Here is a 21,133-nt window from a genome sequence, read left to right as displayed (position 1 = left end):
CTCCTCATGCTAAAAATTCAGTATTAAGTTAAGCACTACTCCTTCACCGCACTACCAAGCATTCCAGAAATAAACTGTTTTTGCAGCAACAAGAAAAAGATTATGATTGGTATTGTCGCAATTGTAATTCCTACCATAATCTGTCCATAGTCAATCATAGAAATACCTATTAAACTCGATAATGCAACCGGGATGGTGTACATTTCTTCAGATGTTGTTGCAACTAACGGCCACATAAAGTTATTCCATTGCATCATAAATAGATATATGGCCGTAGCCGCTAATGCAGGTTTCATAGAAGGTAAAACGACTGTTAAAAAAATTCTCAGCTCTCCTGCGCCGTCAATACGTGCTGACTCAATTAATGAGCTTGGGAAAGCCAAAAAGTTTTGTCTCATTAAGAAAATCGCAAATGGAAAACACAATTGTGGTGCAATCAAAGCAAAATAAGTATTAAGTAACTCAAAATGTGTCATCATTCGAAACAAAGGAATGATCGTTGCTTGATACGGAACCATCATTGATAACATAAAGGCTAAAAAGATGACATTCCTTCCTTTAAAATAAAACTTTGATAATGCATATGCAGCTAATGTACTAATAATTAAAGAAAGGAAGACAAATACCAACGATACGAACAAGGAATTGAACACAACACGACTAATTCCTATAGCATCATTTAAATTTGTTAAGTTAGTCATAAATTCATTACCAACTGTTAATGTCGGAGGGTTCGTGAACATCTTACTCGTATGGTTTGTCGATCCAACAAACATCCAATAAAACGGAAAGATGGATATGATTAGAAAGATGATAAGTGAAAAATATAAGAAAAACTTCTGTAATCGTTGTTTGTTTTTACGGTTGTTCTCAGCCATTCTATTCATCTCCCATTACTTTTAGCTGAAAAATTGATAGAGCTGCCACGATCAATACAATGACATAGGCAACAGCAGATGCGTAGCCAAATTCAAAATAACTAAAACCTACGCGATAAATATACAATCCTAATGTTAAGGTAGAATCAGCAGGTCCACCTTTTGTTAAGTTAAATGGTTCATCAAATAACTGTAGTGTTGAAATAGTGGAAATGATTGCTGTAAATGACCGGTTTTAATTGCGGGACAGTAATATTTATAAATTGTCTTACTTTACCAGCACCGTCTAAAGAAGCAGCTTCATAAAGCTCATCTGGTATGTTTTGCATGGCGGCTAAATAAATAACCATGTTATATCCAGTCCATCTCCAAGTCATGGACATAATAATAGAAACCTTTGCCCAAAACGGGTGAGATAACCACTTAATTTGGTCTACCCCAAAATAAGACAAAAACTGATTAATCAAACCTGAATCTTGCAGCATGATCGAAAATAAAATAGCGTATGCAACTAAAGAGGTTACAGCAGGCATAAAGAAACCAACACGGAAAAAACCTCTAAATTTAAGCAGCTTACTGTTCAGAGCATTTGCTAGAATTAACGCTAAACCTAACATAATCGGAACTTGAATGATTAAAAATATAAAAGTGTTCTTTAACGCTTCAAAGAAGACAGTATCTTTCATTAAACGTGCATAGTTTGATAGACCAGCAAAGACATATGTTCCATTTTCTAAAGTTTGAAAGCTTAATAATAAAGATGACAGTATAGGATAAGCCGTGAAAACGAGAAACAATATGAGTGCTGGAGCTAAGAACAAATAAGGTGTATACCTATTAGATGACATATCAGATCCTCCATTACCGTACAGATAAAAGGGAAGTTATCAAAAGAAAATATCTCTTTTGATAACTTCTTTACTAACTTAGTAACAAACTATTGAAGACGAGTTTCAACTCTTTGTTTTGCACCTTCAAGTGATTCTTTTACTTCTGAACCATTAACAACTTCTGCCTGGGATTTAATTGCTTCTTCACGAGCAACAACATCATTTTCCGTATAATTTACAGTTGGAATTTTTTCCATTTGACCAGCAAAGAATTCCCATGCCTTTTGACCACCAAAGTACTCTAGAGGTTGACTAAATAATTCAGACTCATAAACTGGTGCGTATGTTGGGAATAAGCCACCTTCCATAGCAAGCTCTTGAACTTCAAATGAAGTTGTGAAAAATGCTAGAAAATCATAAGCTAAATCAACATTTGGACTATTTGAAGTAATTGTAAATGAACTACCACCTTGGTTAGCAGCTCCAGCTCCCCCCTCACCGAAAGTTGGAAGAGCCATCGTTCCCCAGTTTCCTGCTGAATCAGGAACTTGTTGTTGTAGCGTACCAATTAACCAAGCACCAGCCATTGCTGTTGCAGTTTGTCCATCTGCAAGTGAAGCAACCCATGGGCTCCAACCATTTGTTCCAAGTAATAGATCATTTTTTGCTAAATCTTTCATTAATGTAGAAGCATTAACTGATTCTTTAGAACCTAATACGACATTTCCATCATTATCAAAGTAACCTAATCCTTGTTGACTTAATAAAATTGTGTAAACTGTAGACTCATTAGCATCATAACTTAACATGCTTACACCTGTTTTTTCTTTAATCTTCTTTCCTGCCTCAATGTAGTCATCCCACGTCTTAATTGAGTTAGCATCTACACCAGCTTCTTCAAATAAATCTGTGCGGTAGAATAATCCAACTGGGCCAGCATCGAACGGAAATGCATAGATACTTCCATCATGAGTTACACTCCCCAGTTTGTATTCAGGGAATTGATCTTTATGCTCATCAAAGCCTTTTTCAGATAAGTTCACAAATGAATCTGGAAACTTACTAAATAAACCTGATAAACCATCATCAACATTTAACATTGCATCTGGCAAACCTTCTCCACCAGCTTGCAGGCCAATCTTTAATTTTTGATCAATATCCGTATTATTCATTTCAACAACATTTAATTTAAAGTCTGGATGTTCTTCTTTATATAACTCACCAGCTTTTTCTAATACTGGCACATTGATATTTGTTGCCCAAATTGTAAGCTCTTCACTAGATGCCTCCGCACCTTCTCCTTTTCCTTCTTCAGATGATCCTGAAGACCCACTGCTACAACCACCAAGTAAAAGAATTGCAATTAAAATAAAACTAAATAATGGTGATAATTTTTTCATACTTTCTTCCCCCTCTTTGTTATAACTATAAAAAACTTAAGGTAACTAACTTACTAACGTCTGTTTCATTACCCCTTGTTTATTAAGGTTGATCTCATTATAAAACGGTTACATTTAGATTAAAATATAAGATTCTATTTAAATAATATAAGAATATGAAAGCAGTAATTCCCTATTTCATATTCTTATAAGCCTACTTTGAAATTCTTTCATTTTTTTATATAAATAGGGACAGGTACCATGTCCCTACATCGTAAAAAAGAGGAGCCGAAAATCTCGACACCTCCTCTACCTTTTAAATGTATATCCGAATACCATGATTAATTTTTATAGAACTCAACATAATCCACATTAATCCAATTATTTGCATTAGCATCTGTCCAAAATCCAAATTCTGCTTGACCATTAGTAACATTAATATTATTTATAGTAAGTTGAGTCCAAGTATTTGTTGTGGGTATTGCAATATTTTTTTCTGTCCCTCCAAAGTTCTTTACATACATTTGACTCGTGTTAAAGCCCCCACCACTCTTTACCCATGCTCTCATTGTATAGGTCCCGTTCATTAACCCTGCTTTAATCTGATAGGTACTGACCTGATAAGGAGTACTTTTCCAATGAGAAAGCCTGTAGCTTCCAGAATACCCTCCAAATTCAGTATAATTGGCATTATCATTTGAATTTGACCAAGTAGACCAGCCTGAAGGAGTCTGTGTAGCTCCATCAGTTTCAAATCCAGGATTAATAACAAGGTTCACCCCTTGACTAGTTGCCGCATCAAGAAAAGCATCAATTGCTGTAGTATATTGTAAGACATTTGTTGCTACCTCTTTGCTTGCACCTAATGGATAACCATCAGGGAGAACACTTGAGTGTGACTGAGGCTCCCAATAAAATACTCCAATCCCTTTCCCATTCGGTACACCTTTTACTACATTAATTGTATCGTTAATCGTCCAATAAGAATCATTAGGATTGCTCTCATCCCCACCTACTTCTACAACCATAACTTCCTTATTGTAACGAGAAGCAATGTCATTCAAGTTATAGGACAATTCATCTGTAATTTCCCAATAAGGTTGACCATCCCAGTATGGATAAAAAGATACACCAATTACATCGGTCTTTCCACCATTGCTAAAAAACTGATCGAACCACCATCTAAATAAACTGTTATCAGTCCCATGAGCTAAATGACTAACAACCTTTGAAGATGGACTTACAGCCTTAACTGCATCATAACCTTTATTAAGGTAGGCAGTTAACTTACTAAAATTATCTGTGCTACCATCTGGATGCATAATACCAGAGTTCATTTCATTTCCAATTTGTACCCATTCAGGATATATACCATTTTTCGCTAGTTCATTCATAACATCATGTGTATGGTTATATACAGCTGTTTGCAACTGAGTATGCGAGTAGCTACTCCAGGCCTTTGGTTTTATCTGATGTCCTGGGTCTGCAAAAACATCACTATAATGAAAATCAACCATAACTCTCATACCTAAATTCTTAGCCCTTTTTGCCGCTGCAAGTACTCCATCTTTATCACTATAACCAAGCATAGTCCAAGTTGTTCCATCCTTTAACCAATAATAGTCACTCGGAGGGTTCACAAAAACTCTTAATCTCACAGAGTTGATTCCATGATTTTTGAGAATTTGTAATGGATCTGCCAGGCTTCCATTATCATCTACCCAAGTTACACCTTCATCCTCTAATTGTTTCATCCAGCCTATATCTGCTCCGTAAGAAAATGATGATGCTTCTACTCTTTCTTGTGACCCCAAAAAAGCAAAACTAAAACAAACCAGGGACAAACAAAATACATTCAAAATTAATCTTTTAAGATGCTTTTTAAACATAAGTACCTCCTCATATTTTCAGTATTTACCGCACCTTTATTGTAAAACGCTTTCAACAAAAAACTAATATAATATTCCGAAAGCACTATATAAGATTTTGGAAGTACTTTGATGTCCAAGCCTGGGACACCACCAAGGCAGTTACTTTTCCAGAAAAGTATTTAAACAAGTTAAAATCGAGATAATTTTCCAATTTTCTGTCTTTTGACAAACTAAAACCACAAAATATACTATATTAATAGAATAAGGAGGTTATAGTAATGTCAGATATAAATAAACAGAAAATTGTGGCAAGCGTTCCCCAAAAAGGTTTTTTTGGACACCCTAAAGGCTTGTTCACTCTTTTCTTCACTGAGTTTTGGGAACGTTTTTCTTATTATGGGATGCGTGCTATTCTCGTTTACTATATGTACTATGAAGTGTCAAAAGGCGGATTAGGACTGGACGAAAACACCGCTTTGGCCATTATGTCTATTTACGGAGCGCTCGTTTATATGTCAGGAATTATAGGCGGATGGCTTGCTGACAGGATATTCGGTACATCTAAGTCTATTTTTTATGGTGGCATATTTATTATGCTTGGTCATATTGCATTAGCAATACCTGGAAGTGTGTCGATGTTCTTTGTTTCCATGGTGTTGATTGTAATTGGTACAGGTTTACTAAAGCCAAACGTATCAAGCGTTGTTGGTGATATTTACAGCGAAGGCGATCACCGCCGTGATGCAGGTTTTAGTATCTTTTACATGGGCATTAACTTTGGTGCATTTCTATCGCCACTAATTGTTGGAGAAGTTGGATTGAAACATAACTTCCACTTAGGTTTTAGTATCGCGGCTATTGGAATGTTTTTTGGATTATTAGTATTTATTTTTACTAAAAAGAAAAACCTTGGTCTTGCTGGTACAGTGGTCCCAAACCCATTATCGGCTTCTGAAAAGAAAAAAGTTTTTTCTACAATAGGCTTCAGTGCTATTGTATTAGCGATACTAATTGCAGTTACGATCTCAATGGGGATTCTTACAATTGAGACATTTATTGCACTTATAGGTATTTTAGGAATTTTAATTCCTACAATTTATTTCATTGTTATGTATCGTAGTCCGAAAACAACTGAAACTGAGCGTTCAAGAATTATCGCTTATATTCCGTTATTTATCGCTGCTGTTATGTTTTGGGCTATACAAGAACAAGGTTCAACTATCCTTGCCCATTATGCCGATAAACGAACTAATCTAGAATTTCTAGGATTTACAATTTCACCTGCCTGGTTTCAATCATTAAACCCATTGTTTATCATCATCTTAGCACCAGTATTTGCAGGGCTTTGGGTAAAACTTGGGGACCGCCAACCATCTGTTCCTCAAAAGTTTTCACTTGGGTTACTGTTTGCAGGTTTATCTTTTATCGTTATTCTCGTACCGGGCTACCTATCTGGAGAAGATGCATTAGTTAGTCCACTATGGCTTGTTCTAAGTTATTTCATTGTTGTTCTTGGTGAGCTATGCTTATCACCTGTAGGATTATCAGCAACGACTAAGTTAGCACCTAATGCCTTTTCAGCACAGACAATGAGTTTATGGTTCTTATCTAGTGCAGCTGCACAGGCTATTAATGCACAAATTGTAGGATTCTACACACCAGAAACTGAGAACCTTTACTTTGGGACGATTGGAGGAGTAGCAATTCTTCTTGCGATTATTCTTTTCCTACTCTCACCAAAAATTCAGGTCTTCATGAAAGGTGTAAGATAAATAAAAATTAAAGATAAAAAGGGTGCAGTTCATCATGAACTGCACCCTTTCTATCTATTAAAGTTTTTTACTCTTAATCGGCTTTTGTTTGAAATATAAACCAAGTTCCTTTTTTTCTTTTGATAATGAACGGTACAGAGATACCATCATTAAAACAATGATAATCGAAAACGGAAACGCAGCAGCAATTAATGAATTTTGTAGAGCTTGTAGTCCTCCGCTATACAAAAGAATCAACGCTACAGCAGACTGAGCAACTCCCCAAGTAAGTTTCACGGAATTTGGAGGTGTAAGCGAGCCATATGTTGTTTGCATTCCTAATACAAAAGTCGCTGAATCGGCAGATGTGATAAAAAATGTACAAATAAGTGTTATCGCTACAATTGATAAAAGTGTTGACCAAGGCATTTCATTAAATATCGCAAATAAGACTTCTTCTGTAGCAAAGCTTGTTAAATCTACATTTCCAGCATTTTGAACTTCAATCGCAGAACTACCGAAGACGGCAAACCATAAAAAGCTTACAAGTGCGGGTAGTAATAATACACCAATAATAAATTCTCGAATCGTTCTACCCCTTGATACCCGAGCAATAAAGATCCCAACGAATGGAGACCAGGAAATCCACCATGCCCAATAGAAAATGGTCCAACCATTTATCCAAGAGCGATGTTCCTCATTTAGCGGAGCGATTCGAAAACTCATAGAAACAATATTTTGTATATATCCACCAATTGTATCGGTGAACATGTTTAATATAAGAATTGTAGGTCCTGCTATGAACATTAAAATAAATAATGCGATGGCTAAAACCATGTTTGTGTTACTTAAATATTTTATTCCTTTACCTAACCCCGACCACGCTGAAATCATAAAAAGAACTGTAACAGCTAGGATAATTTAAAATTGAACGGTAAAATTATTAGGTACTCCTAATAAAAGAGATAAACCACCATTAATCTGCGCTGCCCCGAACCCAAGAGTTGTTGCAACCCCTATTACTGTGGCAAAAACTGCAAGCACATCTACAACCGTCCCTAAAGACCCTTCCATGCTTTTCCCTAATACAGGTTTTAAAGTAGCTGAAATAAGTCCTGGTTCATCCTTGCGAAATTGAAAATAAGCTAGCGCCAGAGCCACTATAGCGTATATTGCCCAAGCATGGATCCCCCAATGGAAAAAAGTGTATCTCATTGCTTCTTTATGAGCAACTGCTGTAGCTCCCTCTGCTAATGGAGGATTTATATAGTGGGAAAGGGGTTCTGCCGCTCCCCAAAATACAAGACCGATTCCCATACCAGCACTAAACAACATGGCAAACCATGAACCTTTCGAAAACTCAGGCTTTTCATCTGGTTTACCCAATTTAATTGCTCCAACCGGGCTAAAAATAAGAAAAACACAAAAAATCACAATAATCGTTACCAATATTAGATAATACCATCCAAAGGCTGTTGTAAAAAATGCCTGTAGATTGCCCGCAGCCTTTTCAAAACTTTCTGGTGCTGAAACACCAAATATTACTGCCGCTAGGACAATTGCCACAGTAATCCAAAACACGTTTGATATTTTCTTCATCGAATGTTCCTTTCTTTATTCAATTTAAATTCAAAGAAAAATCCTATTAATCTCATATTCTACCTATGATACTTTTAGAATATTTTCTTTATGTCATCTTATTTGTAAGTCTGAACTTTGAAAATTCCTTCGTTTATTTAAACACCTTATAGCAGAAAAGTAATGTTAAAATACCCTTTCCATAGCCAACCAAAACATTTTAAGAAACATCTACATTCATCGACAAATAATGATCAACTTCTACAGTTTAACACAAACGAGGTGTTCTATCTGTTCTTATGATTTATTCATTGGTTAAAATATCTGAAACTGAAGTATCATGTCTCACTAATAAGGAACAGAAATAGCCTAAATCCTCCATGAATTTAAGCTTCTTCGTATTTCATCTTATATTGATTAAACAGTCATTTTCCAGTTTGTTAAAGCCAACCAACGCTCTTTTTCTTTGAAATCAGGTACAATCTTTCCAACAAGGCGCCAGAAGGAGCGGTCGTGATTTAGGTGGACCATATGGCACATCTCGTGAACAACTACATAATCGATCACTTCACGAGGTGCCATAGCCAGCCTCCAATTAAAGGTTAATTGATGCTTACTATCACAGGTTCCCCATGTCGTTTTACTGTCCGTAATACGGATAGAACGCGGCTTGGTTTTAAAATAGCGTTGATAATAAGAAACACTTTGCTCCACTAATTGTTTACACTGTTGATAATAAAATCTTTTCAATACTACTTTATTTTTTTCAGCATCATGTTGCTGTACATAGATGAGCAACTTTCCATTATCAAAAACAACTGAATCTTGTGATAAACTTTTATTATCCTGTATAATCTCTATTGGATATGTTTCTCCTAGGTAAAGAAAACTCTCTCCATTTTGATAAACCTTATCTTGTGGTCCCTTCAACCGATCATGCATTTCTTTTACTTTATCTTGAATGAGATCCCATTTATCCTCTAATGCCTGAAACACCGTCTCATCAAGTGTTCTTTTAGGGGCAAGCACCTCAATATTTCCATAACGATCTATTGAAATTCCTACCGAAGCTCGGTTTTTATAACGAATTTCAAAATGTATCGTTCTACCTAAGTATGTATGTTTCATGATATCACCATCATTTTCTATACTTAAAGGCTAAGCCTTTCAAAAAGTTTCTGGCGAATTTATCTCCACATTCCTTATAATTTTTATGTCCTTCTTTTCGTAATAACGCTCCTAATTCTCCTTTTGTTACCATAATTCCAGCATGTTCGAATATATCAAGCATATCCTCTGTTGTTAATGACATGGCAATTTTTACTTTCTTTAAAAGTAAATTATTAACGTTCTCAATTTTAGTAGAGGACAACTCTGTTGGGTTTTGTCCTGGTTTAGGTTCCTGTCTTCCTCTCTTAGAGATAATTAGGCCATTAAGAAAAGAATCTAGCATACTGTTTGTACACTTTATTTGATCCTCATTTTCATTTTCATCTTCATCGTTAGACTTTGTCAAAACCTTTACCACTTCCGGTACTGATAATTCCACTCCACCAAGTTGAAACATCTCTGCCATTTCTTTATTTTTGATTTCCAATGCATACCTTAACCGTATTAAAATATCGTTATTATCCATTATATTAGCTCCTATAATATCTGTTATTTTAGTTACCCTTATTTATACCACATTAGGCTATTAGAATAAAAATCCTTACATTCATTATTTAGCCTAAATCAGGGAAATGGGTGGATTTGCTATCTAACCCCATCTCATTCGCTCATCAATATATAGAAGATTATTATCGTTAGTAGAGCTTCTATCAACTTGAAGTCCTATTGTTTTTCTACCATTCTATTATATTTTCTCAATTATTAATTCCCCTTTTCATTAAGGTCAGACTTCTATTATTTAAATAGAAACATATATTATTAATTGTCGCATCTCTACTATTTTCTTTTGAAAATCCCGTTAAAATAGGCTTGTTCAAAAAAAATTTGTATTCTAAGAATTTATTTCTTTCATTTTTTATAATATGTTATTATAATGATAATGTAAGAATTATTATAATTTAGTATAAATGATTAACTAATATTTAGTTTACAAAAAGGAGAGATTAGAAAAATGGAATCTTTTGATACAACAGGAACTGGAAAATGCCCGTTTCACGGTGGCGCGACTAGTCCTAAAACTAGTGGTACAACAAATCAAGACTGGTGGCCTAACCAGTTAAACTTAAATATTCTTCATCAGCATGACAAAAAATCTAACCCTATGGGAGAAGACTTTAATTATGCTGAAGAATTTAAAAAGCTAGACTATGAAGCTCTTAAAAAGGATCTTCATGACTTAATGACAGACAGCCAAGATTGGTGGCCTGCTGACTATGGTCACTATGGTCCAATGTTTATCCGTATGTCATGGCATGCTGCTGGTACATATCGTACTGGTGACGGTCGTGGCGGTGGTTCAACTGGTAATCAGCGTTTTGCTCCACTTAATAGCTGGGCTGACAACGCGAACGTTGATAAAGCACGTAGATTACTATGGCCTATTAAGCAAAAATATGGCAACAAGATCTCTTGGGCTGACTTATTGCTTCTAACAGGAAACGTTGCACTTGAATCAATGGGTCTAAAGCCTTTTGGATTCGGTGGCGGACGTGCAGACATTTGGCATCCAGAAGAAGACATCTACTGGGGTACTGAAACTGAAATGCTAGGAAATAACCGCTACTCTGAAGACCGCGAGCTTGAAAATCCGCTTGCTGCTGTTCAGATGGGACTTATTTACGTTAATCCAGAAGGTCCAGACGGTAAACCTGATCCACTAAAAAGTGCACACGACATTCGCGAAACATTCGGACGTATGGGAATGAATGATGAAGAAACTGTTGCACTTATTGCAGGTGGACATACATTCGGTAAAGCACACGGTGCAGGAGATGCAGCACATGTTGGTCCAGAACCAGAAGCAGCTCCAATTGAAGCACAAGGCTTAGGTTGGTTAAGCACACACGGAAGTGGAAAAGGTGGCGACACAATCACTAGTGGTCTTGAAGGCGCTTGGACAGCTAACCCAATACAATGGGATAATGGATACTTTGATTTATTATTCGGATATGAATGGTGGCTAACTAAGAGTCCAGCTGGAGCATACCAATGGATGGCTGTAGATCCTGACGAAAAAGATCTTGCACCAGATGCAGCTGATTCATCTAAGAAAGTTCCAACAGTTATGTTCACATCTGATTTAGCATTACGTCATGACCCAAGCTACGAGAAAATCGCACGTCGTTTCCACACAAACCCTGATGAGTTTGCTGATGCATTTGCTCGCGCATGGTTCAAACTTTTACACCGTGACATGGGTCCTAAATCAAGATATCTTGGTCCAGAGGTTCCAGCAGAAGATCTTATCTGGCAAGATCCTGTACCAACTGTTGATTATAAATTAACAGAAGATGAAGTAGAAAAAATCAAAGTACTCATCCTAGACTCAGGACTTACAATTAGCGAGTTAGTTACAACTGCTTGGGCTTCAGCAAGCACATTCCGTGGATCTGATAATCGTGGTGGCGCAAACGGTGCACGTATTCGCCTTGCTCCACAAAAGGATTGGGAAGTAAACCAACCTGAACAGCTTTCAAAAGTTCTTTCTGTACTAGAGGACATCCAAAGTCATCTTGAGAAAAAAGTTAGCCTAGCTGACTTAATTGTACTAGGTGGTACTGCGGCAGTAGAAAAAGCGGCAAAAGATGCAGGCTTTGATGTAACAGTTCCTTTCGCTCCAGGACGTGGCGATGCAACAGAAGAACAAACTGAAGTAGAGGGCTTTGACGTGTTAGAGCCTGTTGCTGACGGTTTCCGTAACTATCAAAAGAAAGAGTACAGTGTTAGTCCAGAAGAGCTTCTTGTAGATAGAGCTCAACTATTAGGTCTAACTGCACCAGAAATGACTGTTCTTATCGGTGGTATGCGCGCTCTAGGTACAAACTACGGCGGCACAAAGCATGGTGTATTCACTGATCGTGTAGGTACACTTACTAATGACTTCTTCGTAAACCTACTAGATATTGGATTAGAATGGAAGCCAGTAGACGGAGGCGTATACGAAGGCCGTGACCGCAACACTGGTGAAGTGGTACGAACAGCAACTAGAGTTGATCTAGTATTCGGTTCAAACTCAGTTCTACTTGCGATTTCAGAAGTTTACGCTCAAGAAGATAACAAAGAGAAATTTGTTAAAGACTTCGTTTCTGCTTGGGTTAAAGTAATGAATGCGGATCGTTTTGATCTTAAGTAAACAATATTATCAAAATTGACTTATGTTAATAAAATAAGCACTCGAAAATTCCTATTCAATGGATTTTTGAGTGCTTTTTTAACATACCATAGGGACAGGTTCACTGTCCAAAATAAGAAAACATATGTCCTACAATTAGGACACCTGTTAGGCAGTTATATCAAATCTGTTTGAATGCATTAAAACGGTAAATCATCATCTTTTAGAAAATCTTCAGCTACTGGCTTTTCTTGCTTTGTTGGTATTCTATTCTCTTTACTGTTGAGAGCAGGTTTGACTGTTAGAACCCTACCAAACTTTCCCTCATATAAATCGCGAATCCAAACTTTAACAGGTGTTTTCCATTTTTGATTAGGGGCAGGAATATTTTTAATTAAACTCTTTGGTGACATCCCCAGCTCCTTCGCCATTCTTATGTCAGCTTCATTAAGCCTACATTGTTTTTTAGCCTCTAGCCAAGCTTTATCATTTTTCTTTTTTGCCATTTATATATCTTCCTTTTTACTATATTAGTTGGCTGTTATATCTTAGTTCTTTTTTCATTGATTAATAATTAAAGTTCCACACCTAGACATATTACAAATTCTTTATTGATTTAACAACTACTTAACTTTATGGTCCTTTGTGTAGATGATCTTATATTTCAACTTCATTACACAAAAGAAAATTAAGTTAGATTAACGCCCAAACGGGTATAAGGTAGAAACAACCTTTGACAAAGGGGCGACAAAATATGATTGAAAACACCACTAAGAAACAAGATAATGAAGCGTTCCACGAACCATCAAGACAATACTTTAACCCAGCTCAAATTGTACATAATTTTAGTCAAAAGGGGCGTGACCACCTTAATCGGAAGACGAGCTCCCAATTTATATTATCCTTACAGGCTGGAGCATTTATGGCTTTTGGTGCTGCCTTTTCTATCTTGCTTTCAATGGGAATTGACATAAAGGGAGTATCTCATTTGATGGCTGGTATAGGATTTGCCACAGGGTATGCAATGGTATTTCTTTCAGGTGCGATTCTCTTTACTGAGGTTAACGTTTTATTACCAAGTTATTTATTCCAAAAACCTTCCCTTATGAGCTTAAAGATTATAAAGTTTTTGGCTAGCGACTTACCTCGGTAATATCATAGGGGCGTTATTTGTTGGAACACTTATCGTTTTATCGAAATCACTCTCCCCCGAGTTCTTTCAAGATCTAAACTACTACATCAATCACAACAAAATGAGTTTTTTATCAGATGGAGCATGGGGATTTTTTGAGATTATGATTTCAGGTATCCTTGCCAACTGGCTGATTGGTATGGCTGCTTTTCTAACAACCGCTGCCCGTGATATTACCGGTAAAATTATCGGAACGCTACTCCCAGTCATCTTATTTGTTGCCGGAAATTTTCAACATAGCGCAGCAAACATGGGATATTTTAGTATTGGAATCTTCAGTAATCACACATTCGATTGGTATCAATTTTTTTATAACCTAATACCTGCTAGTATTGGAAACATTATTGGTGGAGCGATTATGGTCGCATTATTATTCTCATTTGCGTATAATGACGAGATTCAAAATAAGATTAAATAATAGTTCCTTTTATCAAAAAGAGACGAGAAGATTCCTAGGTTTCTTCCTTCCCTTTTTATACATATTTTCTCTTAATTGAAATATGTTTACCTAACAAAAACAAACTTCCTTTGAAACCAGAAACTTAACAGGAAAATGGTTGTTTCAGTAGGAGAAACAGGCTTTTCTCTTATTAATTTATTTACACAAAAAATGGAACAGTATTTATCTACTGTTCCATTTTTTGTGTTAGTTTTGCTATACACTCTACATGTCGGTACTTTTATTGATCTATCACTCAATCAAAATTTTTTAATCCAAAGTTATCGAGCAATGCACGGACTTCATCTGTTGACTTTGTATTCATTAATTGATTTCTTAGTTCACTTGCCCCTCGAAATCCTTTGACATAGATCTTAAAAAAGCGATGAAGGGCCGTGAACGGACGAAGCTCTAAACCTGAATATTTATCATGAAGATCCATATGCAATCTTAAGAGATCCAGCAATTCCTCACTACTATGTTCTCTCGGCTCTTTTTCAAAGGCAAAGGGATTATGGAATATACCCCGTCCAATCATAACGCCATCAATACCATATTCCTGAGCAAGCTTTAAACCAGTTTGATAGTCTGGGATATCCCCATTAATCGTCAAGAGTGTCTCTGGAGCCACCTCGTCACGAAGTTTCTTAATTTCCGGGATTAGTTCCCAATGAGCAGGCACTTTGCTCATTTCGTCTCTTGTACGCAGATGAATGGAAAGATTGGCAATATCTTGTTTCAAAATGTGTGCCAGCCACTCGCGCCATTCTTCTAATTCAGAAAATCCAAGCCTTGTCTTAACACTTACAGGCAATCCCCCTGCTTTTGCAGCTTGTATTAATTCTGCTGCAACATCTGGACGACGAATCAGGCCACTTCCCTTTCCATGTTGTGTCACATTAGGCACAGGACAACCCATATTGATATCGATTCCCTTAAACCCTAGTTCCGCCATACCAATACTCATTTGCCTGAAGTATTCAGGCTTGCCCCCCCATATATGGGCTACAATTGGTTGTTCATCCTCTGTAAAGGTCAGACGCCCACGAACACTTTTTTTCCCCTCTGGATGACAATAGCTCTCCGAATTTGTAAACTCTGTAAAAAACACATCCGGCCTTGCTGCTTCACTCACTACATGGCGAAAAACAACATCCGTCACTTCCTCCATTGGTGCTAGTATAAAAAATGGTCGTGGTAAATCACGCCAAAAATTTTCGGTCATGTTAAACTCAAATCCTCTCATTATGGGATATTAGATTAACCTCTTATCCCAAAATTAAAAAAGCAAATGGTTCTGCTCCTTTAACACTTATACCATGCTTGGGCACTTTTTATCAAATTGATTTGACTTGTTAATTTTTACTTCTTTATTATCTACTCTATCTATTAGTGTTTAGCTGTTCCTGTTTAATAAAGTTTTGGTAAAAAAGACTAGCAAGAGTATCAGGAAAATACTACATTGACATAGAGGGTTAACAGGAACAGGAATAAGACCCGGAAATCGTTAGAGCATTTTAACGCAATCGGGGTCGGGATGGCTTTTTGCTCTTATATAGAATTTTGCGTATGGTTTTGTACTTCCTTTCTATAGAAAAGCATTCACATTTCTTTTTTTCGTATGCTTTTGTCACTTTTTCACTTAAAAACAATACACAAATGGGTATCTTATACAATTTTTAGCATTCCCATGGTCATTTTTACTTTTTTTGGATTTTTTGTATGATTTCATACTGCCTACCTTTATAAAAGCATTCACATTTCTTTTTTACGTATGCTTTTGTTACTTTTTCAGCTAAAAACAATACACAAATGGGTATTTTATACAATTTTTAGCCTTTCCATGGTCATTTTTACTTTTTTTGGATTTTGTGTATGCTTTTATACTGCCTACCTTTATAAAAGCATCCACATTTCTTTTTCACGTATGCTTTTGTCACTTTTTCAGCTAAAAACAATACACAAATGGGTATTTTATACAATTCCTAGCCTTTCCACGGTCAACTTTCCCTTTTTTTGGGGTTTTACGTATGCTTTTACACTGCCTACCTTTATAAAAGCATTCACATTCCTCTTTTAACTTTTTACTCTACACTTATCCTACCCAAAACTATTACCTAAAGCAGTAATACGTAGACTTCCCACCCTTAACCATCACAAGTTGCTCTTTTAATATTTTTTGCATTCTAAGCCTAGTCATACCAAGCCTGCACCAATCATTAGCAGCGGAAACGGTGATTTGCCTTTGTGGAAAAAGCATCCTATATTCTTTAATAGTACGCATTATACCAACATGTAGCTCCTCTTTCTCCCCACATCTCTCACACATAAGCCCTCTACCATTTAATCGAACCGAGAGTAACCCACAATTTAAGCATAAAACACCCTTATTCAAGGATTCATAGGTATATTCAGGGATATACATACCATCGTAAGGGGAATTTTCAATGTGCAGCGAGCCTAATTTTTTTGCTAAATCTATCAAATGTCCACTTGAATTCATAGAAACCGAACCTAATCTTTTTATAAAAGAGTTAATCTGTGTAGGTAAGATAATTGGTAGATGTCTAGTAGCCTGATAAAGTGTGAAGTCGGGATTAACAAAAATAACACTTGCCTCGATAGGGAGATTAATACCTAAAGTTTGAATTAGTGGTCTAAGAAAGGATTCTAAGCGATGTATTTGGGGGATGGGATTTTTTATCTCATTGCCGGATGATAAATACCATCGATTACCTTCGATATAAAATTCTCCTTCATAATTTTTGATATCGAAAAGATAAATTTTATATGGAGAAATTAGAAGTGAATCAATTTGAAAAGTTGTATTTCGCCATTCAAGCAGAAGATCATTTAGCTGAAGATAAGTAGAGACGGGGGATTGACTGATTAGCTCATCAAAGTGGCACTCACCTTCGAAGCCCTTTTCATCAGCTTGTAACTTTTTTAATTCTCCATCGGTAAACGACATTCTATGCCTTAAGTAGTGCCGTAATTGTAAGGACGCGGGAATTTTTCTTGGTTTAAGAATCATTTTAAGCATTCCTTTCTAAACTTAGTCTATTTTTAAAAATTTACTGTGAAAGAGGTGTATGAAAATGATCTAGATATAGAGGCATTATGTGGCTGTCTTTATAGTTTCATGATTGATTAATTTTGTCAATAATTCGCCAAAACTCATTAAAGTTTGTTACTACCTATAAAGACCAAAAGGCAACAACCACAAGGGTTAGTTGCCTTCTTTCAAAATAAGTTTCGCCACACACTCCACATGTGTTGTGTACTTTTCACAGACAAATTAATAATAATGGTGACTATACTACTTAATCTATTGGGGGCGGTAAATATAAACCGCTCCTTATTTATTTTAACTCTTTAAAAGAACATAACCCCCTATAAACCTTTTTAACCCCACCCACTAACGAATGAACTGCTTTTATGTTAATCCATAACTGTAACCCTTGTTCCCTCCGTACCAAATTTTTATAAAATATCTTGTACGTTTATTCACCTAACTATACCATTATGAAAACTTTAAAATGGGTGTCCCTTTTCTCTTCTCTCCACTTTTTGTATGACTTCCCTTTTTATCCTGTTAGTAACTATAAACAATTATGCTTAGATACCTCCGTTATCCTTTATAAAATACCTACGTTCGTCCTACCCCAACGCCTAAAATATATTTCCCTATGACGTACAACCGTCCTTTTTTTCTAATCTTTAGCAGAATTAGTAACATATATTCTATTTTACGTTCTTTGTTAAATTTTTATATACCTTTTCTTATATTGATAGCGAGTAATTAAAACTAGAAAGGTTGGATTATATGAAAATACTAACAATACTCGAAGTAGCTGAACTGCTCAAATTATCAAAATGTAAAGTCTATGCACTTGCTAAGAGCGGAGAAATTCCAATAGTTAAAATCGGAGGTTCAATTAGAGTTGTTCAAGAAGAACTAGAAAACCATTTAAAAGGCGGTGAGGTTAAATGATTATAAAAAATCTATCTCATACCTTGACACTTGAACAGGTAGCTAGGGCACTTGGAAAGTTTAACATTGTATTCACGGTTGAAGGGGTTAAGACAAAGATACAACTACACCAACTAACCGCCATTTCCAAACCATATGAGGACAGAAGATATTCAGGATATCCTTACCTAGTTCTAATTAATTCTTTAGTGGATTACCTGAGAGATAAAGGCTATTCAGATAACGACATAAATGACGCTTTACCTGATGGCGTTGAAATCTAATCCCCCACCTGAGAGGCCACTGAAAATCTGACGATTTTAAAGATTATTCATGTGAGTTTAAAAAGAGCCGACTTTTTTTCCTTTTTTAGGAATTAAAGTCGGCTCTTTCTTTGCATTAGCCACATATTTTCTCTAATTTTACCCTAGTAGCTTTAGAATTCTTTTAATGTTTACCGTAAATATAGCCATGGCGCCTTGCAACTCCATGCTAATTAGACCCGAGGATTTTGCCACATTATACCCGTGTCTGTGTTTTAATTCACTATTTTTCGCTTCAATTTTATAACGCTCTTTAGACTTTTCCTTAAAATATACACTTTTCTGGAATTGTGCTTGGGATGAATGTTGATCAGACTTAAGGGAAACAGAATATGTTTTACTTTTGGCTCCCTCTTTGTAGCACCCTTCTCTGAAAGGACATCTCTTGCATTTTTCAACATTAAAATAGTAGGTATCAACTTGGTTTTTGCCTACTCCTTTTTTACCTTGCCTAGCTTTCCGTACAGACATATGCCCTGCCTTGCAGACATACATGCCCGCATCCTTATTGAATTCAAATTCATCCTCTTTTTTTCGGGTACCCTGAGTTATGGAAGGATTTAATTTTGAGACCAGTTTAATTCCATTTTCCTTACTATATTGAATGTTGTCTTTCTCAGAATACGCAGTATCCCCAATAACCGTTTCAATTTCCATTCCTGCATCTATACTTTTCTCAACAAGTGTCTGTAGCTCTTTTCCATCATTTTTTTCTCCGGTTGTAATCGTTGCGGCTGTAATAATTCGCTCTTCACTCATCGCCAGATGAGTTTTATAGCCAAAGAATGATGAGTCAGCTGCTTTGTGTCCGACTTTGGCATCTAGATCATTCATGGACTGTAGCTGTTCGATATCATCTGCAACGGCTTCTTTCAGGAGATTAAGATGTTCCTTGACTTTTGGATACTCTAAAAGGCTTTCTTCCTTTTCAATCACTTCAATGAGCTCTTGGGAATAAGTAATCTCATCTTCAAGTAGATCATTGTTTGGCTTTACGGGGAATTTCTTCTTCATACTCTCGTTAATTTTATAAATTGCTTTTCTGAGGTTTTTGGAGCGCTCCATTAGTATTTCTTTTGGAGTCATTTGATTATATCTCGCCTTTGTATGGGTGGCATCTACAATAATGGACTTGCTTTTAATAATCTCTTTCTCAATGGCAATCTCCACTGTCTTATTGATAAGCATGTCTAATAAGTTCATGTCTTTTAACCTAAGCTTACGAAACTTTGTCAAAGAACTTGAATCAATAACGGCTTCCTCCGGAGCCATATCCAAAAAATATTTGAAGGACATATCATATTTTGAACGCTCGATAATATCAACATCTGAAACATCATGAATGGTTTTCAAAAACAAATATTTAAACATGCGAATAGGATCTATCGCATTCCGCCCATTATCTAGACAATATTTATCCTTTAATTCTTCGTAAATAAAAGAAAAGTCAATTAGATCCTTAATTCTTCGTAACATATTATCCTGAGGAACGACGATATCATATAGAGCCACATATGGACTAAACATCATTGTTTGTTGTTGTTGTATCATTGGAAACCACCCACTTATATTTATAATTTTAATTATAAAGTAAAAAAGGTAGAAAGGTTCACCTAAGTGAATCTTTCTACCTTTTACTTGGACTTTTTCAGTGGCCTCCCCACCTGACGGTGGTTTTTTTTACGCAACTACTATAACACATGAAACGATTACTAAAAAGACTACGACAATTTACAGGAGGTTTTTGAAATGAGTATTCCAATGATAAACACACTTACAGGTGAAATGGTTAATGTAGCGAGTTATATGACAGAAGAAGGAAAAAGGGCAAGTCAGGAAAGAAAAAGGAAAACCGCTTATAGGAATAAGAACAATATTCCGTTTGTTGCATGTTATCATGACCCTATAAGAGAGGTTACACAACATCTTTCATTAATAGAAAGTGGAGCGGTTATGAAACTACTCCACTATTTAAAGCAAAATGGCAAGGGTAAACTATCTAAAGCAGGTAAACCCTTATTACAAAAAGACCTACAAGTAATACTATGCAGGGGAGCAACACAGACAAAACTAATAGTAAAAAAGCTTGAATACCTTTCTATACTAATTCCAATAAAAGAAGGGCGTTCTAAAGTCTTTTATATTAATGAAGACTTCCACTGTATGGGGAAATTGTTAAGGAAACCTTTTACAAAGCTATTAAAGGGGCGGTTAAGTACGATTATAGATGTGCTGCCACTTAATCAGTTAGGTTTTCTTTATAAGATTTTGCCCTACTTCCACTTTGAAAAGTGCTTTCTTTGTCATAACCCCTATGAAACAGATTTTAGTATCATCAGGAAAATGAACAGAGGGGATTTAGCTAAAGCTATTAATCATGACCCTGATGAACTTACTAAAATTGTCAATAACCTGACAAAGAAAGGATTGATTATGACCACTGAAAGTTGTGGTAGTTTAATGTATTATGTACACCCTGACCTAATGTATAGAAAGGACAGTGACGGACAGGACGACTATACAAGCGGTTTAAGGGCAATGTTTGAGGAACATTTAAAAGATGAATAACTCTAAAATAGTGTTTTGTACGTACGAGGAAAACCGACTGTTTTAGGCATTCTATACAGGAAAAACCGA

The 21,133-nt window shown here is 36.0% G+C and carries 17 protein-coding genes and 1 pseudogene; 7 read left to right on the top strand and 11 right to left on the bottom strand.

Translation table 11 applies throughout. The features are described 5' to 3' along the window. Nucleotides 1-35 precede the first annotated feature (35 nt). The 4 genes from LPC09_RS01900 to LPC09_RS01885 form a co-directional block, all read right to left on the bottom strand. Nucleotides 36-878 carry a carbohydrate ABC transporter permease gene (locus tag LPC09_RS01900; RefSeq protein WP_098797670.1) on the bottom strand — a complete coding sequence of 281 codons (843 nt, stop codon included), beginning with the start codon at nucleotides 876-878 and terminating at the stop codon, nucleotides 36-38. Nucleotides 879-1,060: 182 nt separating this feature from the next. After that, on the bottom strand, nucleotides 1,061-1,726 hold the full coding sequence (locus LPC09_RS01895) for a carbohydrate ABC transporter permease (RefSeq protein ID WP_331275794.1): 666 nt from the start codon (nucleotides 1,724-1,726) through the stop codon (nucleotides 1,061-1,063). A gap of 89 nt (nucleotides 1,727-1,815) precedes the next feature. Continuing rightward, entirely contained in the window at nucleotides 1,816-3,108 is a 1,293-nt protein-coding gene (locus LPC09_RS01890) for an ABC transporter substrate-binding protein (protein WP_098797672.1), read from the bottom strand. A 320-nt stretch (nucleotides 3,109-3,428) separates the two neighbouring features. Continuing rightward, nucleotides 3,429-4,976, bottom strand: a complete 1,548-nt coding sequence (locus LPC09_RS01885) for a glycosyl hydrolase 53 family protein (RefSeq protein WP_231308856.1) — start codon at nucleotides 4,974-4,976, stop codon at nucleotides 3,429-3,431. 260 nt (nucleotides 4,977-5,236) lie between these two features. Between LPC09_RS01885 and LPC09_RS01880 the strand changes: the two genes are divergently transcribed. Continuing rightward, a complete protein-coding gene (locus LPC09_RS01880; RefSeq protein WP_098797674.1) occupies nucleotides 5,237-6,730 on the top strand; it encodes a peptide MFS transporter in 1,494 nt (497 codons plus the stop codon). A gap of 57 nt (nucleotides 6,731-6,787) precedes the next feature. On the opposite strand, the pseudogene LPC09_RS01875 reads toward LPC09_RS01880, so the two are convergent. From LPC09_RS01875 to LPC09_RS01865, 3 genes and pseudogenes are all read right to left on the bottom strand, one after another. Further along, nucleotides 6,788-8,308 (bottom strand): annotated as a pseudogene (locus tag LPC09_RS01875) (glycine betaine uptake BCCT transporter). A 396-nt stretch (nucleotides 8,309-8,704) separates the two neighbouring features. After that, nucleotides 8,705-9,415, bottom strand: coding sequence for a M48 family metallopeptidase (locus LPC09_RS01870; RefSeq protein ID WP_098797675.1), 711 nt, complete (start codon nucleotides 9,413-9,415; stop codon nucleotides 8,705-8,707). 10 nt (nucleotides 9,416-9,425) lie between these two features. Further along, complete coding sequence (locus LPC09_RS01865) at nucleotides 9,426-9,923, bottom strand: YehS family protein (protein WP_098797676.1); 498 nt, start codon at nucleotides 9,921-9,923, stop codon at nucleotides 9,426-9,428. Nucleotides 9,924-10,409: 486 nt separating this feature from the next. On the opposite strand from LPC09_RS01865, the gene katG reads away from it, so the two are divergent. Beyond that, nucleotides 10,410-12,590, top strand: a complete 2,181-nt coding sequence (gene katG / locus LPC09_RS01860) for a catalase/peroxidase HPI (protein WP_231308855.1) — start codon at nucleotides 10,410-10,412, stop codon at nucleotides 12,588-12,590. 179 nt (nucleotides 12,591-12,769) lie between these two features. Here the strand turns inward: katG and LPC09_RS01855 are convergent, their stop codons facing one another. Further along, nucleotides 12,770-13,075, bottom strand: a complete 306-nt coding sequence (locus LPC09_RS01855; RefSeq protein WP_231308854.1) for a hypothetical protein — start codon at nucleotides 13,073-13,075, stop codon at nucleotides 12,770-12,772. A 248-nt stretch (nucleotides 13,076-13,323) separates the two neighbouring features. Between LPC09_RS01855 and LPC09_RS27260 the strand changes: the two genes are divergently transcribed. Together LPC09_RS27260 and LPC09_RS27255 are read left to right on the top strand one after the other, a co-directional pair. Continuing rightward, entirely contained in the window at nucleotides 13,324-13,722 is a 399-nt protein-coding gene (locus tag LPC09_RS27260) for a formate/nitrite transporter family protein (RefSeq protein WP_269217414.1), read from the top strand. Between the two features lies 1 nt (nucleotide 13,723). Beyond that, nucleotides 13,724-14,179 (top strand): formate/nitrite transporter family protein, encoded by a 456-nt coding sequence (locus LPC09_RS27255; RefSeq protein WP_331275804.1) that lies wholly within the window; start codon nucleotides 13,724-13,726, stop codon nucleotides 14,177-14,179. A gap of 277 nt (nucleotides 14,180-14,456) precedes the next feature. On the opposite strand, the gene LPC09_RS01845 is transcribed toward LPC09_RS27255, so the two are convergent. After that, nucleotides 14,457-15,425: a tRNA dihydrouridine synthase gene (locus LPC09_RS01845; RefSeq protein ID WP_098797722.1), complete on the bottom strand. Its 969-nt coding sequence runs from the start codon at nucleotides 15,423-15,425 to the stop codon at nucleotides 14,457-14,459. Between the two features lie 888 nt (nucleotides 15,426-16,313). Beyond that, a complete protein-coding gene (locus LPC09_RS01840; RefSeq protein WP_231308853.1) occupies nucleotides 16,314-17,234 on the bottom strand; it encodes a nuclease-related domain-containing protein in 921 nt (306 codons plus the stop codon). A 792-nt stretch (nucleotides 17,235-18,026) separates the two neighbouring features. Here LPC09_RS01840 and LPC09_RS01835 point away from each other — a divergent pair. Together LPC09_RS01835 and LPC09_RS01830 are read left to right on the top strand one after the other, a co-directional pair. After that, on the top strand, nucleotides 18,027-18,194 hold the full coding sequence (locus LPC09_RS01835) for a helix-turn-helix domain-containing protein (protein WP_231308852.1): 168 nt from the start codon (nucleotides 18,027-18,029) through the stop codon (nucleotides 18,192-18,194). Continuing rightward, nucleotides 18,191-18,457 (top strand): hypothetical protein, encoded by a 267-nt coding sequence (locus LPC09_RS01830; protein WP_231308851.1) that lies wholly within the window; start codon nucleotides 18,191-18,193, stop codon nucleotides 18,455-18,457. The genes LPC09_RS01835 and LPC09_RS01830 overlap by 4 nt, the downstream gene beginning before the upstream one ends. 138 nt (nucleotides 18,458-18,595) lie before the next feature. On the opposite strand, the gene LPC09_RS01825 is transcribed toward LPC09_RS01830, so the two are convergent. Beyond that, nucleotides 18,596-20,047, bottom strand: a complete 1,452-nt coding sequence (locus LPC09_RS01825) for an IS1182 family transposase (protein ID WP_231308850.1) — start codon at nucleotides 20,045-20,047, stop codon at nucleotides 18,596-18,598. A 198-nt stretch (nucleotides 20,048-20,245) separates the two neighbouring features. Here LPC09_RS01825 and LPC09_RS01820 point away from each other — a divergent pair, with 198 nt between their 5' ends. Further along, entirely contained in the window at nucleotides 20,246-21,064 is an 819-nt protein-coding gene (locus LPC09_RS01820; protein WP_231308849.1) for a hypothetical protein, read from the top strand. Nucleotides 21,065-21,133: the final 69 nt, after the last annotated feature.

Origin of the sequence: Metabacillus sp. B2-18 (assembly GCF_021117275.1) — a bacterium.
Taxonomy (GTDB): domain Bacteria; phylum Bacillota; class Bacilli; order Bacillales; family Bacillaceae; genus Metabacillus.
The sequence above is the reverse complement of the archived record's forward strand: the minus strand, read 5'-3'. Positions and strand labels throughout refer to the sequence as shown.